We start from the raw sequence: 17,200 nt of genomic DNA on the forward strand, positions 1-17,200 counted from the left end.
TCAACCTGAATCCATACATCGGCTCAGTGAGTTAAGCTCAATATCAGAGCCCGAGGTTCAGGAGCCCGTATCATGCCAAAACCGTCAACCGAGCTGCCCGATCATCAGGTCACGCCGAACCCCAAGCTGGAGAAGCGCACGCGTCGTCAGTTCTCGACCGAGTACAAGCTGCGCATCCTGGCGGAAGCCGATGCCTGCCAGCATGGTGAGCTCGGACAGCTCTTACGTCGCGAAAAGCTGTATAGCAGCCAGCTGACCACCTGGCGCAAGGAGCTTGCCGAGAGCGGCGTGGAGAAGCTCCACAAGACCGCCCCGGGGCCGACCCCGAGCAAGACGCCGGAGCAGAAGCGTATTGAGGCACTGGAGCGAGAGAATGCCCGTCTTCAGCAACGGCTTTCGACCGCCGAAGATTGCCTGTCGCTCCAAAAAAAAGCCTTATCGATGCTCGATCGTCTGAACAATGGGAACGAACCATGATCACGGTGCTCGAGGAGCGCCCAGCTCACCTCCCATTGGCCGTGGCCTGTCGAGCTTTGGGCATCAACCGCAGTACGGTGTACGCCTGGCGAAAACGCCGCCATGCGCCTTCTACCGGGACCTCGACGTCGCGCCGGCACTGCCCGCAGCCCAGAGCCCTATCGGCCGAGGAGCGAGCGCAAATGCTTGAGATTGCGCATAGCGAGCCCTATCGGGATCAGCCGGTGTATGAGATCTACCATAACCTGCTGCAGCAAGGGATCTATCTCGGCTCGCTCAGTACCTGGTACCGACAGCTGCGTAAGGCCAAGGAGAGCGGTGACCGCCGTCCTCAGCGTGCTCCTCAGCACCATGCCGTGCCACGCATCACGGCAAGGGCCGCCAATGAGGCGTGGACGTGGGACATCAGCAAATTGCCCACACGGCGTCGCGGCGTCTACCTCAACCTCTACGTGGTGCTGGACCTGTACAGCCGCTTCATCGTGGCCTGGATGGTCTCCCACAAGGAGAATGCCGCCTTGGCTCAGCAGCTCTTCCAGGAGGCCGTGGATCGTTACGGAATCCCGCATGGAGTGTTGACGCTCCACCAGGATCGAGGCTCACCGATGATCGCCCGGAGCTATCTGGACCTCATGGGAGAGCTGGGGGTGACGTGCAGTCATAGCCGGCCGCGGGTCAGTAACGACAACCCCTTCAGCGAAAGCCAGTTCAAGACCAGCAAGTACCAGCCCGATTATCCCGGGCGCTTCGAGAGCATCGTCCATGCCCGGCAGTGGTACAGCGCCTACGTGGATTGGTACAACCTGCACCACCATCACAGCGGGCTGGCTGGCTTCACGCCGGAGCAGGTCTTCACCGGTCGATATCGCGAGATTGCGGAGGTCCGCCAGCGAGCGCTCGATGACAGCTTCGAGGCGCATCCCGAGCGGTTTACTCACGGACGCCCCAAGGTAGCGATGCCTCCGGCCAGTGTCTCGATCAATCCTGTCCAGCCCGATGACGACGACCCGGCACCCTACAGTGTGGTGAACTTCCCGACCCTATCGGCGGCAAGCGACACCGCGACGAAATCGACATTAATTTTTAACGAACTGTCCGAATCAGGTTGACAGGTTCCGCCATGCGCCTCGGCGCAATCGTCAATCACCGCGAGATGTGCTCGCGGGTCAACTCCATGATCGGGGCACGTTAGAAGGAGCTCGACAAAACGAAACCACGCATATAGCATCAAAGTGCCACCAATCTTCTATAGCGAGAACAAAATGGATAGTCTTTTCACTTATATAGGGATTTTTTTAAGCGTAATCGCATTAACGATTGCCTTCCTTTCAAAAGGAAATCCACATGGCAGCATGGTAAATTTATTCGTGGGTATAATTCTTATAGGGCTTGGCGCCCTTTCATTCGGTCTATTATCAAATTTAACAGAGTTCCTAAATATAATGTTGAGCAACGGCGAGATAGATGAGACCACACACTTCTTATCAAAGCGTAACGCCACTTTATGGCTAAACGCTTTGCCAGTAGTAACGATGGCTATCGGGGTAAATATTCTTTCCGCATGGTTTCTCGCACCGCGAAACAGCTAACAGCACTTGCGAGCACTATAAACCCTAAATTAAAACGACAAACTCGGCTAGACTAAAGTTATAAAGCTTTTCCCGCCAATTAGCGAAATGGATTTCTTGCACGCGCTCAAGAAATTGTACAGCGGCGCCGCTGGGAAAAAAGCAAGAATATCGCCAGCACCCTTCAGGAGGCTAACTTGATAAATCATGTACCTACCTAAAAGCATCCCAAGCTTTCATTATCATGTTCAAACACAGGCTTACGAATGAAACCACTGATTAAATATTGCCAGGGGGCTGTTAAGGCGTTGAGCGCTCAATATGAAATGACCAGTGTATTAGGGCATTCAGCTACAGCTGGAACGGCACGAGAACGACTTATCCATGATTTCCTCACTGCGCACCTGCCAGAGATGACCAGTGTTGTAAGCGGAATTATTGTGGATTCGAATGATAAACGATCGAAGCAGCAAGATGTTGTGTTAATGCTTAAATCCATGCCGCGCCTACCATTTGCAAGCGGCCATGATCTAATTTTCCAGGAGGGCACCGTTGCAACTTTTGAAATAAAAACTCGCATCACTCCATCTACAATTACAGATATCGCGACCAATATCGAAAGTATTCAAACATTAAAGCCTAGCACGTTGGCAGGGGTACAGCTGGGCAATCTGGATTGGCCGCACACTAGGATACTGAGTGTGGTTTTAACGTATGAGGGGTCTGATCTGGAAAATATTGAGCAGGAGCTCATTACACTTTCGCCGACCAGCAGACCGGATGTATATTTAGATCTAACCAAAGGAATTCTTATTAAAAATGAAGGGATCTTGTTTGACCAAGATGGCTCTGAGCTTTATCTTCGCTTCAATGATCCCGCCATTGGTCTTGCCCGGCTACTCACACTGCTGTCAAAAGTAACCGGCCGTTTAGCTATGCGGGGAGTTAATTGGGATGCTTACATATCATAATTACAGTATGCATCTGGCGTAGTAGTCTTGTGATGAATCAAGCTCATCTCAAAACAGTGCCAGCCCCATGCACAACCCCCGCCTCCACCACCACGTTATAGCCACAACTGGAGCCAGCTTGTAACCAGGCCGCAGCACCAACCTTCACACCACCGGCTAGTTGCACCCCCACACCTAGATGCGAGAAGTCATCCATTACCACATCATGATCAACGGTAGCGTTGCAGTTGATGATCGCCCCTTTCCCTACGGATGACACTGTACCCACCACAGCGCCGGCCATCACCGCAGTGCCTGCACCGACTGTAGCGCTGGGGCTGACCCAGGCTCGGGGATGAATGATTGAGACCAGTTCGATCCCGGCACGCTCAATCAGCTGTACCCAGGATTGGCGAACCGAGTTATTACCCACTGCAGCGATAGCTCCCTGGCACTTGCTCGCCCATTCGCCAACAAATTCAGTCTTCCCGACCACCGGACAATCCAGAGCTGCACTCACAGGCGGCCAGGCATCATCGAGAAAGAGAATATCCTGCCACTCCCCACTCAGTAGCGCAGCCTCGGCTACGGATTTCCCATGACCACCCGCTCCCAACACAAGCAGAGTACGATCCATCATGCTTTCTCCAGTTGACCGGCATTGAATCTGACTGCCAGCAACGCCAACGGTAGATAGGCAATTAAAAGGGCCAACAAGCCGTCGATATAACCAAGTGCGACAACACAGGCCCACGGCAGAAGCCAGAGAATATTGATTGCGAGTACCGCCATGGTGACCGGCAAGTGCGCACCGTATTGACGAGACGCATATTGATAAGCATGGCTACGGTGCGCTTCATATACTTTGTCGCCACGCATCAAGCGCCGCAGCAGAGTGAAAGTTGCATCGAGAACGAACACGCCCAGAAGGATCAACCATGCCCACAATAGCTGTGGTGCAACCCATGCAGCTTGCAATGCCAGACCGCCCAACACCACACCGAGAAATCCGCTCCCTGCGTCGCCCATGAATATACGTGCCGGGGGGAAATTCCAAACCAGAAAACCAGCCACGGCCCCAGCCAGTAACAATGGGGGTGCAGCTAACATCGGCATACCAAGCAACGCATAGAGTAAGGCTCCGCCGGCACAAACCGTAATGGCCTCCACACTGGCAATACCATCAATACCATCCATGAAGTTGTACAGGTTCAACAACCACACCAACATCAAGGCGGCCAACAAATATCCAATCAGCCCCAAATCAAAACTCGTACCCGCGATGGCCAAACGCGGCAATTCGGGTAGCCAAGCCAACAACCAGGCCGCGCCCATGAAATGAGCCAAGAGCCGCCAGCGAGCTGCAATATGCCCATGGTCATCAAGAAAGCCAATCACAGCTACCCAGGCGCCCGCCCCCATCAGGCCAATTACCATTGGCCAACTCAACCAACCTTCATACCCTACAACTGGCAATACGGCGAGATAAGCCAACACAATCGCCACCCCTCCGCCTCTGGGAGTCGGTATTGAGTGGGAGCTACGGGCGTTGGGGATATCTATCAAACTACGGGACAACGCGTAACGACGAAGCGACCGCGTTAAGAACCAAGAAACGCCAACTAGAGCCATTAACCACCAATACAAACTCATGCTTCTACCTTTTGCTTCATCAAATGAGGTTTTGAACGGCTAATTAGATAAACACTATGCTTACTTCAAACTAAGATACTGACGACCTGCGTCTTGCAATGCTTGCTCTGCCCCTATGATAGGCCGCCATCCTAGCAAATCGTGAGATTTTGTAGAGTCGACAACTAACGAACCGCAAAGCTGCTCAATTAGTTTTCGTTTCCCAATCAGGGCCGCCCCTAGCTCCAACAACTTAATAGTAACAGGTAAAAAGCGAGCTTCCCTGCCCATACCATGAGCTATATGGCGTATTATATCGGGAGTAGACATGTCATGTTGGTCCGATATAAGAAAGGTTTCATTAGCTGCTTTAGGGTGTTCCATGCAGAGAGCAATAAAGTCAACCAAATTCTCTAAAGCCACCATACTCCGCTGATTGTGAGTCAAGCCGAAAGGTAACGGCAAACCAGTCTTTACAAGCCTCAACAAGCGCCCAAAATTTCCAGGCGCGTCAGCGGCATAGACCAAAGGAGGACGAATCACTACCAACTCCATTTGTGATCCCGTAAGTAAATCCCACAACCCTTGCTCCGCTTCTAATTTAGAAACCCCATAATCAGCCTCAGGGGCAGGAAGAGACTGCTCTGTAAATGGGTGGCCAAACGTCTGTGAGCCATTTACACCAATTGAGCTTATAAACACGAAGCGCTTGACACCAGATTCTGATGCCTGCCGTGCAAACTCTAGAGTTCCCTCACAATTGATAGTGTGGAAAAGAGCCATCGTTGCAGTTTGATCTTTTAGCATATGGGCCCGACCAGCAAGATGGACCACCGTATCAATACCAATAAGTAACTTTCGCCAGTCGCTACCTGGTTCGAGACTAGGAGACTTAACCATGCAAACATCAGGGTGTATAATTTTTTGCGATCTTGAGCTTGCAACCAACGAAAGCCCCGGCCTCTTTGACAAGTTCCCGATCAATTTTCGCCCTATAAACCCAGCAGCACCTGTAATTAGTACACGGCAAGGCGAAATCATAAATCAATCACTCTATTAACTAGATTCATAGCCGTATGCTCGCGAATATACAATTTTGATATCAACTCTCGGTTGTTTTTAGAAAAATCACGCCAAGCACCACTTTTTTCAACTTCTAGCAACGCATCAACAAGAGCCGGTGAGTCAGATGGCGGAACCACCAGATTATGATCAAAATCCTTCAACACACTGATGGCCTGTTTCTCTCCGCCATATATAATGTATTTTCCAGAAGCAAGATATTCATAAAGTTTTGAGGGCATCGCACCCGAATAGTCTGAAGTCAACTGAGCATATAAAATGTCCGCATCCGCGTAATATGCCGGAACATCCTCCCAAGATACGCGTCCAGTAAAGGTCATATTCTGAAGCTTGGCACTAATCGCTTGGTCTCTTACGCGTACAAAGTCAGTTCCCTCGCCTACAACAAAAAATTGAAAATGCGGGAGTTTTTGGGCAGCAGCTACTAGCGTCGACAGATCCTGGGCAAGCCCTACATTGCCAATATAATAAACTTTAATTATGTCTGTTAATTTCGATGCCGATGGTACAGCGCCCAGCATATCAAACTGACTCAATCCGATACCGTTGGGCAGATATACAACTTTTTGCGCCCCCACCTCTAAACGAGAGGTAACATATTCTTTTTCGGTCTGATTTGTCACCGATACCAAATCAAATTTTTTAATCTTGGCGCGCACCCGCATTCGGAAAAACTTTTTTGCTAAACCAGCAACAAACCGGCGATCAGAAAGATACTCCCAAGTCAAGTCCCTAATGTCAACATAATTCTGATCGGACTTGGATACAAACGCCATAAGTAGAAACATTGATGGCACTGTAACAAGCGTCGCTGAGGAACCTAGCCTACCTGCCGTCTTCAACAGCCTTTTTGCAATTTTGTACTCGAAAAATGCCCGAATAATGAAGCCTCGAGTAGGGCGAGAAGGCAGCCTAAGCCCGATATAATTGACGTAACTTTCTAAATCACTACATAAGGATCCACCTTGAGGGCAGACAAGATTTATCTTAATATCATGAGCTCGAAAGCTGCGAATGATTGGTTCGAGCCGGTTTTTAACCACAGGCTCACTTAAAGGGTAACTCGACACAATAGTAATTGATCGCATAGATAACTTATAAAGTAAGATGCTCAGACAAACAAAACAGTCAACCAAAGCCAACTGGACTAATACAAAAAATCTACCGCCAATGAAGAGACGTTCTCATTTTTGAACCATATATATTGATGACAAGCTTCTTATTAACAACTGATTCTCCGAAGCGCGGGTGCCATGTACCATCTAGTAGCTTCGCTTCGCCGCCCATGATATGGAGCATAATATTTGAACCACCTTTCAACTGTAACAAAAACCTTTCGTCGTCAAGTCGTTCTATGGTGATATCCGGGTGGAAATGCCAATATACTTTCGCCTCAGCCCAAACTCCTGTTAAAGAATCCTCAATTATTAAAGAATTTTCTTTTGCAACCCATAACCTACGATGTGTCACCTTGCCCACTAGGCGGTGATAACCATCATGGCTTGCGGAAATCGCCACGTCTTCCACCTGTGCCGAGAACTCGACATCAAACGGCTGGGCTCGTCTTGCAACCCGAAACCCCGCCCAAACTTCTGATGAGTTCTGCCCGTCCACTTCTAAAGTATTGTGAGCGGCCGTAGAGCGCTGTCGGGTTCTTTCTGCATCTTCACCGTACTGTGATATACCTGAATTAACAAATATACGCTGCCCAAATAAGCTGAACTCGCAGCTAAGTGTATCCGCATGAGCGTGTCCAGGTTGGTAGCTCGCACCAATAAAAGCAACATCAATGATCAGGCGTCCATGCGCAGCCCATTCCACGCTTGCATAGCCGCTTTCTTTCATAAAACATCCTGCTATAGGTAATACCGTTCCGCTATCGCCTATAGGAATTGATATACCTAGTTGGTCAGCATACTTTTGCAAATCATGGAAGGTCGGCCCTATATTGAATGCAGCATCGTTAAAAAAAGCGATCTGGCCGTCAGGGTGCGTCATTCGGTATAGCCAACCCATTCCCTTCGAGAACTTAGCCTCCCATAACCCGACATGGCGCTCTAGCTCTGGCAAGCCTGTCACCTTTGCCAGACATTGCAAATCTGCCAAGTCCCACAGCAGTATAGCTTGGTACATTGGCGAAAGCTCATAGTGTGCCCCATCATTAAGGAATTGCTCTAGAATCTCTTTCTCTAGAAGCTTAAGGCCTAAATGGAGCCATCGATCCCCTTGCTTACCGCCTAAGAAAGTGCCCACAAAAACCAAAGCCTTAGCATTAGCAAAAAGATGATTGGCTAACAAATGGAACTCCAACTGCTGCTCTAAAGCATCAGTCTGACTGCTCAGCGATTCCAACCACTCTGAATTCAATTGACTTCGCTCTAGTCGATAAAAATACTTCACCCAATTAACAACACGTAGCGAAATGCAGTATGGTTCCCAGCCAGCGCCTTTTGGAAAGGGGTTACCAAGTATCCAAGCATCGATCATTTGATGACATAACTCATCGTTAGCTCTTGCACCCTTGGCGTTCAAGTCATCTTGATAATGCAAATTGTACAACCAGAGTTTAGAGCAACCAGATCTACTCCAATCCCCTCCAAAAAGCTCCGTCAGCCCCAAGAATGTAAATTCCTTCCCGTCCTTAGTAGCCGGTGTCATATAGCTTATACTCGGCCATGTAGATACGTGATTTCTTACGACTGCAGGAGGCAAGGGTCTCTTACGCAGCCTTCTAAAGCGGCTCACCAATTGATAAAACAACTGTCTGGGCCTCAAATGGCGTATCGTAAAAACAAACAACAATAAGCGCTGCATGCCGTCCCCGTTACTAAATTCTCATGTAAACACTTGATTAATTTTCAATGCAACGTGCCCAGAACAGGCTTTCTCTAATAAGACACCCCGATTCTGCCTCTTACCGCGCATTAACCAGACCTTAGGTGCCTTGCATATTTTTAACTCATAGCACAGACAACTCTTGGCCTGGAAACAACCGCGCAAGCCAGCCAGAGCATAAAGCTTTGAAAGATTGTATACGCGCTGAATGAAAATATAAACTCCCCGATAAAGACTAAAAGCCAAAACTGGTAGACCTTACCATTAGAGCCAAGCATCTTGACCCATAACAATCCTCGAACAATCAATGCAATAAAGACTATATAGATCGCTACGGCCCATAGAGCCCCGTATTTCAAAAGCAACGCAGCAGGACTAAAATGCACAGTACTTTTGAAATTTCCTAGATCGTTCACAAACCCTGACCCGAGACCTGTGCCAAACCAAAACGCATATGGGTTTCCCTGTATGGCCGATACCACGTATTCAATTTCTTCGTTGCGGCCAGCAGTTGCCATCCGGATATCCATCGAGTCGCCAGTCAAATATCCCAACCTAATTAATATCGGCTCGGGCACCAAATCAAATATCACCAAAAGCGCTATCGCCACAGAAAGAAGGATTGTAATAATTAAAGCAGTCTTAACTCTATAAAGAAGTGCTTCCATATAAAAAAAGGCTAGCAAAACAACTACTGAGCTTAGCATTACCCCCCTCTTGCCAGACATCAAAATAAGAACTAGCGACACACATAACAGGAAGTAGCGCCTATATACCAAGCCAAAGGCAACGCCGAGCAAAGCAAGGGTGCTCTGCAAACCAAAGTAAACAGCCCCTCCACCCAGACTTATTAAATACACTCCAGCCAAGGGTATAGCGACACTTATGACCGCCAAGACTACGATCTTGGTTATAACCTCCTTATCGCAAACATAACTAAGGGCTACGCCGGAGAAGTAACTGTACACCGAGAGCGCGAATACAAATCGAAGAAAGTCTCCTATGAGACTAAAAACATCACCCGACAGCCCAAAGACAAGCAATAGAACCGAGTAAATCATGAGCAAACAGAGAAATAGTGATATCCACGAAAGGAATCGTCTGGCGCCAAAAAACATTGTCGCCAAGAAAAAGCAGACCGTAACAAAAACCAAGTAAAAATAGAAAAACACAGCACCCACATCATAGCTAATCCTTGTTAACTTCAAGGAATGCAATAGCGGAGTTATTAACAATAGCGCAAGACCTAGCCAAACGATAGACCGCTTACAACTTAACATATAAATACCCATGCGACACATCCCATCAGCCATGACAGAAAAAAGTCTAACTTTTTCATATACTTCCAGTTTGCGATCACGAAAAGTAATAAACTACAACTAACCCCTATCGAAATCACCGCTTCGGTACCAAGCTCTGTTTGCTTTTCTGAAACCATCATCAGCAGCCAGCTAGCGCAAGAGCCCAAAAAAATGAATATAGAGAAATAAGGGCGACGTATTCGACCAAAATCCAACAACAAAGACAATACAGTCAGACCATTAATTGACACTAGTAAAAACGAATATAGAACTACCCTGGTTAATCTGAAACTATCAAACAACAGCGATATCAATCCGTTCAGCTCGGTCATCAAAACATTAGCTGTAGAAAAGCCGACCCCAATGCATATCATGATTGCTCGCCATTGGTTAAGAAGATATTGCTCTTTATTTCCACCCGATGCTACATATGGCAGAGCCCATGAAAACGCCGAAGATGCAATCATCGTTGACACCATAGCGAAGCTTGACCCCAGAGCTGCCTGACCAGCCAAAGCAGGCAAAAAGAGGATGGGGTATATCACCCTATCTCCATGCTGAAAATAAACCTGTATAAATGATCTTGACACATGCTTAAATGAATATAAGGTTGCGACTAGTTTATGCCTTGAACTATTGACCACCTCACCACAGCGCATAAACTGCCCATAAATCATGGCCAATAAAACCTTCACAGCATCTTTAACAGCAAAAGACACCAGAAGAAAATACAGACTTTTTAGCTCTTCATAATAAAGAAACGCAGCAATTATTACTAAGGAGAGGATTGCATCGACCAGTGCAGTCATCAGCATCAAGTCGGAGCGCATTTTTACTCTTAACCAAACTGCGGCGTAACCCGATATCAGGAAGAAGAACAAGTAGGCGCTTACTACACCAATCTCATTTTTACCAAACAGTTCCCGCCCGGCATACCAACCGCCTAGGCTTACTATGCCCCAACACCCTAAAGATATTAAGACCGAGCTACGGCGTATCGCCGGAGTCATAGTAGCCGGCTGCATATATAGCAACCCGTTGAAGGGATTGGGCACTACAGATAACGCCAACTGAGCGCCCGCTCGGATAGCCATCCAAAACGCCAACTCTTCCGCACCGATATACTCAAATATCAGAATCGGAAGTAAGAAATTTATTCCTGAACCAGCCAATGTGGAACATAATATCAGCTTCCTATCCCACATGAGTGCAACTTTTCAAAAGTGTATCCACCTCATCATATATAACTGATATATCTTCATCTGCAAGCCCGCACAAAAAAGTCGAGTAGCTATCTTTAACAGTGCCTTTGGAGCCAATCTTCTCGTCAAAGAAGGGGCACGCATTCCATCTTTTTCTCAGGTAGCTTATATAAAAGTAATCCAGCACCTCATTCTTATCGGGCGTAAAAACTGTTTCCCCCAACGCTAGAGCTAGTAGCATTGACTCGTAATCATTGACGCTCTTCGGTGTCAGTGAAAAACCATATGCTACATGGGGATTGTCTCCAGCATTTAAAACAGGAATCCCTTGGTACGCAAACTCGTGAGCCATGGTTCCGTACACTGTTAACGCAAGCGATATATCGCCAATGAAGAAATTGGAATTACTTACTTGCGCATCAACAAACACAGCACTCCGATATTTATCCTTAAAAAACGCGACAATTTTTTCATTTCCAGGTAGGGCGTTTGGGTGCTCCTTAACAAAAACATTAATCTTATTGCGCTCACATAAACTTAAAACACAATCCAGCCATTCAAAAAAGTCAACAAATAGCATTGAGCGATATATATGAGGACTATCAAAAAAACAATGCAGAAATAGGACCGTTTTCGGCCGCCCTGGATATGGTAAAACCTGACTAGCTAACCAGCCAGTTTGCTTGTCAGAGTAGCCACTCTTTTTCATATAGTAGATCGTTTCGTCAACGATGCCTGATAAGCGCCTTTCTAAACGCAGCTTAGCTAATTCCCTGCCCTTTTTACGCTCCGCTGCATCTAACCCTTCTGAAATTTCTTTAAACTTCACGAACCGCGGGGTTTGAAATGGATGATCTTCGCTCAACTGCTCAATGAACGTGCCGCGAGTATTCTGGACCACATAAACATCGACACCAAGATTTAATGCAAACCTCGCCATAAACCCATAACCCATATATACCGCATGAGTCAGATACACTTCGGAGTAATCATTGCCACAGAGCAGTTTATTGACTTTTTTAGCGTAAACATATGCGAACACTAATAGAAAGCGCATTCGCAAAGATTTAACCTGTACTGTTGGCTTTCGAAACCATTTAAGATACGTGTCATAAACCAAATCACCTACTTTAACACCCATAACATCTAAATTTATCAAGTCTTTTTTTGACTCAATCATTTTATATGTTTGTGATGCAGCTCCAATAGCATCTCTGAGCTCACCCAGGCTTAGCGGACCGAAATCTGCTTTTTTTTGGATTCCGAGCGCCGATATCAAATTTCTGTCTTTGCGGCTTATCTTCCGAACCAAATTAAACACCATAAATTTCCATCCATACCAGAAGTACATCATGGACGGATTAAATGCTTCCACTGCATGGCCGGCATTGTGTTTCGAAGCGACTATAAAAGCATGCTTAACATTCCATTTAGGATAATATATATGAGTACAATCAAATAATATATTTTTAGCGCCGCCACCTGTCTGCCCTGCGGAAATCCGTGCAGTCAAATCTTTAAGAATCTTGTCATCTTTTGTTACTAACAAATACTTCTTCAACTTATTAAACATTGATAATGGTCCTGATCTGACAAACGATCATTTAGATAAAGCAGCGTTTCAAGACGGGTGTATGTTTATAAACATCACTTCTGAGTTTCTTTCCAATCACTTTTGAGTATAATTTTGGACTGATGCCGTATCCTGGCCTCACACTTCGTATGGCATCAGCCGTAATGACATCGCCGGCCTTCAGATCCTTCACAAAGTACAGTGACCGGCGAAACTGCGCATTCCCCTGCTCGCTGGACTTGCGACCGTAGTTAACCTCACCCAGCGCAGACCAGGCCGTCTTGCTGTCACGGCATAAAGCGGCCAGTTCTGCCGGCTCCAGCGAAAAGCTGTCATCAGGGCCACCACCGCTGCGATCCAGCGTGAAGTGCTTTTCAATGATGGAGGCGCCCAGTACCACGCTGGCAATCGCCGTGGTGTTGTCCAGGGTATGATCGGACAACCCGGTAACCAGCCCATAACGGGCTACCATGTCAGGTATGGTGCGCAGGTTGTAATCGGCAGCTGGTGCGGGGTAGCCACTGACGCAATGCAGCACAGCCAACTCTTTACAGCCACCGTCACGCGCCGCCTCAATGGCTTCACTGATCTCATCGGCATCGGCCATGCCGGTTGAGATGATCATCGGCTTGCCGGTGCTCGCCACATACTTGATCAGCGGCAGATCGACGGCCTCGAAAGACGCAATCTTGTAGGCCGGCGCATTCAGATCTTCCAACAAGTCCACAGCGGTATTGTCGAACGGGGAGCTGAAGATGGTGATACCCAGTTCACGGGCGCGCTCGAACAGCGGCTTATGCCAGTCCCACGGCATGTGGGCTTCCTGGTACAACTGGTACAGCGTCTTGCCGTCCCACAACCCACCATGGATCTGAAACTCTTCCGAGTCGCAATCCAGAGTGATGGTGTCGGCGGTATAGGTCTGCAGCTTGACCGCATCCGCCCCGGCTTTCTTGGCTTCCTCAATGATTTTCAGCGCGGTCTCCAGGCGGCCATTATGGTTGGCGGAGAGTTCGGCGATGATGTAGGGTGCCGCGTCGCTGGCGATACGACGCCCGGCAATAGTGATGTAGGGAATGGTGGACATAAGCTATCTCTCTGTAGTCGGTTGCCAGTCAGCCGCGAGCAAACCAAAGCACACAACAGCGTGGTACTGCTGGCCGTCAAAGTGCTGATCGCGCAAGACTCCTTCCTGCTGAAACCCCAGGCGGAGATGAAACTGAATGGAGCGTTCGTTAAAGACCAGTGCCTGGCCGCAGATCTTATGCAGGCCGAGTTCGCCAAAGGCATGTCGCAAGAGACTGCGTCCCAGTTGCCGGCCCGTTCCTTTGGCCGCCTCGGGTGCCGCATAGAATCCCCAGTCAGCAATGCCGCCCGGTGCAATCTCATGCAGGTTGATGAAGCCCTGCGCGACACCGTCGCATTCGAAGATCAGCAGATGCCGTGCAGCATCCTGGGAGGCTCGCTCGAACCAGCAAGTGTGTTCGCTCAGGGTAATTTCATGTTGTGTATACATATAACGCCGCACATCACGATGATTCCGCCAGGCAAGTACCTGTTCAAGATCATCTAGCCGCATGCGGCGAATTCGTTGAGCCTTGCTTTGTTCCATGTATTACTCCAGATGCCCAATGACCCGGGCTACTCCGGTGCCATCGGTCACAGCAGCTGCCGCCTGACTCATCTGATGCAGCTGGCCAGTCGACTGCAGCAGTTCCTTCATCAATGTCGGTAGCGTCAACGGTATGTCTTGTGATGCTAGCACCACCCTGACCGCCTGGGCATCCTGCAACCCTGCAGCGACCTGCTGTTGATTGGTGGCTAGCACGACCATGATCGCTGGCAACCCAAGACAGCATCGCTCCCACGACGTTGCGCCAGCGGCGCCGATAGCCAGGTCACTGTCGGCCATCAATTGCGCCATGTTGCCGACGCCAGATCTGACCAGGGTTGCCACTGGCATACGGGCCGCCTGCCGCCGGATTGTCTCCAGCCAGGGCGCGGTCGAGCCCATAACCACGGTAATTGTGCAATCCGCTGGCAGCTCGACGGTCGCCAGCGCGGTCAGTATCTGGCCAGTGGCGTTGTCCTTGTCTACCCCGCCCATGCTCACCAGGATATGGTGCAATGGCGCCGACTGCCGCCGTTGCAGACTGTAGGGACGCAGGGCTGCAAATTCAGGGCGCAGCAATGCGTATTGAGCACCACAGAGTACCCTGCAGTCCATTGGCACCCAAGGCTGATAGTCCAGTGGGTCACGGCCCAGCGTCTGATCCAATAACACGTCGCACAGATGCGGGCGATCAGCCAGATCGTCGATGACCAGCAGTCTGCGATAGTGGGGTTCAAGCTGCTGTTCCCAGCGGGCGTCCAGCGCGTAATGGTCCACCACCAGCCACCGCGGCTGGATGACCGACAGGATCGCCGCGCACAACGCCGCATCCTGCGCCTGCGTTGCCCCGAGCCAGCGTGCGTGAGCAGGCGTCTCGTCCGTCTCAGCGTTGGCGATACAGGCCAGCGAGTACACCTTGTGGCCTTGCTGGCGGACATACTCGATAAGGTGCCCTGGATGTTCCCGGCAGATAAAGTGACAGTCGTGCCCCTGGGCCTGCAGCGCATTGGCCAGTGTGAGGCAACGCATGAGGTGGCCCGTGCCCATCTCCAGCGACGCATCGGCGCGGAAGACGACTGCTCGATTATTCATTGCTCGGACTGCGCCTGCTGGGCCTTGAACATCCATTCGGCTCGCTCCCAGTCTTCCGGAGTATCGATATCCTGTACGCGGTGACGGGGCAACAGCACGGGCGCTGCGTCTTCTCCAAAAATCACCTTGCCCTGCAACCAGGCCTCGGCCCGCCCCCAGTAGAACTGACCGGCATCATGGTAAGCCTCTTCCAGATCCTGCGAACGGGTATTGAAATGCGTGGGATTGAACATCTCTACCCGCCCCTGTGCTGTCAGACGAATAGCGCGCTGAATAGGAAACGCGTAGCTGGTGACCGAAAAGGCGTAGTCGCTGCCCGTATCATCCAATACCGACAAACCCTGCCGGATATCGTCGGCGCGAACAAACGGAGCAGTGGCATACAAGCAGCACACCTGCCGGACTGGTGTACTGCTGTGTGCATTGATCCACTCGATAGCATGCCGGATCACCGGAAGGGTGCCGGTGTGATCGTCCGACAACTCAGCGGGGCGTATAAAAGGCACCGCCGCACCATACTCCCGTGCGAGCTCGGCGACCTCGGCATCGTCGGTTGAGACAAGCACCTGATCAAAGCAGCCGCTCGCTACAGCCGCCTCAATCGACCAGGCAAGCATCGGTTTGCCGCAAAAGTCCTTGATGTTCTTGCGCGGGATGCGTTTGCTTCCACCCCGCGCCGGGATGACCGCCAGCCTCATGCGCCTGCAGCCTTTACTGTCTTTACTGCCTTGTTCACGGCGGCCACCACGTCATCCTGCTGCACATCGGTCATGGTCTGGAACATCGGCAGACTGATGGCCTCGGCATAATATTGCTCTGCTTGCGGGAAGTCCCCAGCCTTGAAGCCCATCTGCTGATAGTACGGCTGGGTATGCACTGGGATGTAATGCAGGTTCACACCAATGCCCTGCTCGCGCAGCGATTCAAACACCTGGCGGTGGCTGGCCTGGATCTGATCCAGCCTCAAGCGAATCACATACAGGTGCAGTCCCGAATAACTGTCGGGGTGTTGCCAAGGCGTCAGCAGCGGCAGGCCCCTCAACAGCTCATCGTAACGCCTGGCCAGTTGATGACGGCGCGCTACAAACTGATCCAGGCGCTCCATCTGGCTGACACCCAATGCTGCCTGCAGCTCAGTCATCCGGTAGTTAAACCCCAGATCCACCTGCTGATAGTACCAGAGCCCGTCCGGCGCCTGAGTCATCAGCTCAGCATCCCGGGTAATACCGTGGCTGCGCAGCAGCGCCATGCGCTGGGCCAGCTCGTCATCATTGGTCAGAGCCATGCCGCCTTCGGCGGTAGTGATGATTTTTACCGGGTGAAAGCTGAACACCGTGATATCGCTGAACGCCCCGCTACCGACATAGTCGCCCTTGTACTTGCCGCCGATGGCATGCGAGGCATCCTCAATGATCCTGAAGCCATAGCGCTGCCCCAGGGCGTGGATGGCAGCCATATCGCAGGGCTGGCCGCACAGGTGCACAGCCACCACCACCTTCGGTAGGCGTCCTTCCCGTTCAGCCACTTCCAGCTTGGCCTGTAGCGCAACGGGACACAGATTGTAGGTCACCGGATCAATGTCGACAAAATCGACCTGGGCACCGCAATACAAACCGCAGTTGGCTGAAGCGACAAAGGTAACTGGCGTGGTCCACAACCAGTCACCTTCTCCCAGGCCCAACGCCAGACAGGCAATGTGCAACGCAGACGTTGCGCTGTTCACTGCCAGGGCATGGCGGGCCCCCACATGAGTCGCCACCGCCTGCTCAAAGCGCGGCACCATGGGCCCCTGGGTAAGAAAGTCGGACTTGAGTACCGTTACCACGGCCTCGATATCCGCCTCAGTAATCTCCTGCCTGCCGTAGGGGATCATGC

General features: G+C 50.3%; 17 protein-coding genes. 4 read left to right on the top strand and 13 right to left on the bottom strand.

The features are described from left to right. Nucleotides 1-72: 72 nt before the first annotated feature. The 4 genes from BM267_RS01170 (at nucleotide 73) to BM267_RS01180 (ending at nucleotide 3,016) form a co-directional block, all read left to right on the top strand. Nucleotides 73-477 (top strand): transposase, encoded by a 405-nt coding sequence (locus tag BM267_RS01170; RefSeq protein ID WP_074778370.1) that lies wholly within the window; start codon nucleotides 73-75, stop codon nucleotides 475-477. After that, a complete protein-coding gene (locus BM267_RS01175; protein WP_074778368.1) occupies nucleotides 474-1,586 on the top strand; it encodes an IS3 family transposase in 1,113 nt (370 codons plus the stop codon). The genes BM267_RS01170 and BM267_RS01175 overlap by 4 nt, the downstream gene beginning before the upstream one ends. A gap of 153 nt (nucleotides 1,587-1,739) precedes the next feature. Then, on the top strand, nucleotides 1,740-2,066 hold the full coding sequence (locus BM267_RS16635; RefSeq protein ID WP_143063014.1) for a hypothetical protein: 327 nt from the start codon (nucleotides 1,740-1,742) through the stop codon (nucleotides 2,064-2,066). Between the two features lie 245 nt (nucleotides 2,067-2,311). After that, nucleotides 2,312-3,016: a DUF6602 domain-containing protein gene (locus BM267_RS01180; RefSeq protein ID WP_074778366.1), complete on the top strand. Its 705-nt coding sequence runs from the start codon at nucleotides 2,312-2,314 to the stop codon at nucleotides 3,014-3,016. A 43-nt stretch (nucleotides 3,017-3,059) separates the two neighbouring features. Here BM267_RS01180 and BM267_RS01185 read toward each other — a convergent pair whose 3' ends face one another. From BM267_RS01185 to pseC, 13 genes are all read right to left on the bottom strand, one after another. After that, nucleotides 3,060-3,635, bottom strand: coding sequence for an acetyltransferase (locus BM267_RS01185; RefSeq protein ID WP_083392404.1), 576 nt, complete (start codon nucleotides 3,633-3,635; stop codon nucleotides 3,060-3,062). After that, nucleotides 3,632-4,648, bottom strand: a complete 1,017-nt coding sequence (locus BM267_RS01190; RefSeq protein WP_074778364.1) for an MraY family glycosyltransferase — start codon at nucleotides 4,646-4,648, stop codon at nucleotides 3,632-3,634. The genes BM267_RS01185 and BM267_RS01190 overlap by 4 nt, the downstream gene beginning before the upstream one ends. Nucleotides 4,649-4,708: 60 nt before the next feature. After that, on the bottom strand, nucleotides 4,709-5,668 hold the full coding sequence (locus tag BM267_RS01195; protein WP_074778362.1) for an NAD-dependent epimerase/dehydratase family protein: 960 nt from the start codon (nucleotides 5,666-5,668) through the stop codon (nucleotides 4,709-4,711). Further along, nucleotides 5,665-6,486, bottom strand: a complete 822-nt coding sequence (locus tag BM267_RS01200; RefSeq protein ID WP_074778360.1) for a glycosyltransferase — start codon at nucleotides 6,484-6,486, stop codon at nucleotides 5,665-5,667. Before BM267_RS01200 ends, BM267_RS01195 begins: the two co-directional genes overlap by 4 nt. A gap of 385 nt (nucleotides 6,487-6,871) precedes the next feature. After that, entirely contained in the window at nucleotides 6,872-8,368 is a 1,497-nt protein-coding gene (locus BM267_RS01205) for a heparinase II/III family protein (protein ID WP_218144703.1), read from the bottom strand. 296 nt (nucleotides 8,369-8,664) lie between these two features. Then, nucleotides 8,665-9,726 (bottom strand): hypothetical protein, encoded by a 1,062-nt coding sequence (locus tag BM267_RS01210; protein WP_074778356.1) that lies wholly within the window; start codon nucleotides 9,724-9,726, stop codon nucleotides 8,665-8,667. A gap of 92 nt (nucleotides 9,727-9,818) precedes the next feature. Further along, nucleotides 9,819-11,051 carry a hypothetical protein gene (locus BM267_RS01215; RefSeq protein WP_074778354.1) on the bottom strand — a complete coding sequence of 411 codons (1,233 nt, stop codon included), beginning with the start codon at nucleotides 11,049-11,051 and terminating at the stop codon, nucleotides 9,819-9,821. Further along, nucleotides 11,041-12,621, bottom strand: coding sequence for a hypothetical protein (locus BM267_RS01220; protein WP_074778352.1), 1,581 nt, complete (start codon nucleotides 12,619-12,621; stop codon nucleotides 11,041-11,043). The genes BM267_RS01215 and BM267_RS01220 overlap by 11 nt, the downstream gene beginning before the upstream one ends. Nucleotides 12,622-12,652: 31 nt before the next feature. Then, nucleotides 12,653-13,708: a pseudaminic acid synthase gene (pseI, locus tag BM267_RS01225; protein ID WP_074778349.1), complete on the bottom strand. Its 1,056-nt coding sequence runs from the start codon at nucleotides 13,706-13,708 to the stop codon at nucleotides 12,653-12,655. 3 nt (nucleotides 13,709-13,711) lie between these two features. Continuing rightward, a complete protein-coding gene (gene pseH / locus BM267_RS01230; RefSeq protein ID WP_235818234.1) occupies nucleotides 13,712-14,233 on the bottom strand; it encodes a UDP-4-amino-4,6-dideoxy-N-acetyl-beta-L-altrosamine N-acetyltransferase in 522 nt (173 codons plus the stop codon). A gap of 3 nt (nucleotides 14,234-14,236) precedes the next feature. Continuing rightward, nucleotides 14,237-15,325: a UDP-2,4-diacetamido-2,4,6-trideoxy-beta-L-altropyranose hydrolase gene (pseG, locus tag BM267_RS01235; protein WP_074778347.1), complete on the bottom strand. Its 1,089-nt coding sequence runs from the start codon at nucleotides 15,323-15,325 to the stop codon at nucleotides 14,237-14,239. Beyond that, a complete protein-coding gene (pseF, locus tag BM267_RS01240; RefSeq protein WP_074778345.1) occupies nucleotides 15,322-16,023 on the bottom strand; it encodes a pseudaminic acid cytidylyltransferase in 702 nt (233 codons plus the stop codon). The genes pseG and pseF overlap by 4 nt, the downstream gene beginning before the upstream one ends. Beyond that, nucleotides 16,020-17,198, bottom strand: a complete 1,179-nt coding sequence (gene pseC / locus BM267_RS01245) for a UDP-4-amino-4,6-dideoxy-N-acetyl-beta-L-altrosamine transaminase (RefSeq protein WP_074778343.1) — start codon at nucleotides 17,196-17,198, stop codon at nucleotides 16,020-16,022. Before pseC ends, pseF begins: the two co-directional genes overlap by 4 nt. Nucleotides 17,199-17,200 lie beyond the last annotated feature (2 nt).

Source organism: Halopseudomonas bauzanensis (assembly GCF_900114735.1).
Classification (GTDB): domain Bacteria; phylum Pseudomonadota; class Gammaproteobacteria; order Pseudomonadales; family Pseudomonadaceae; genus Halopseudomonas; species Halopseudomonas bauzanensis.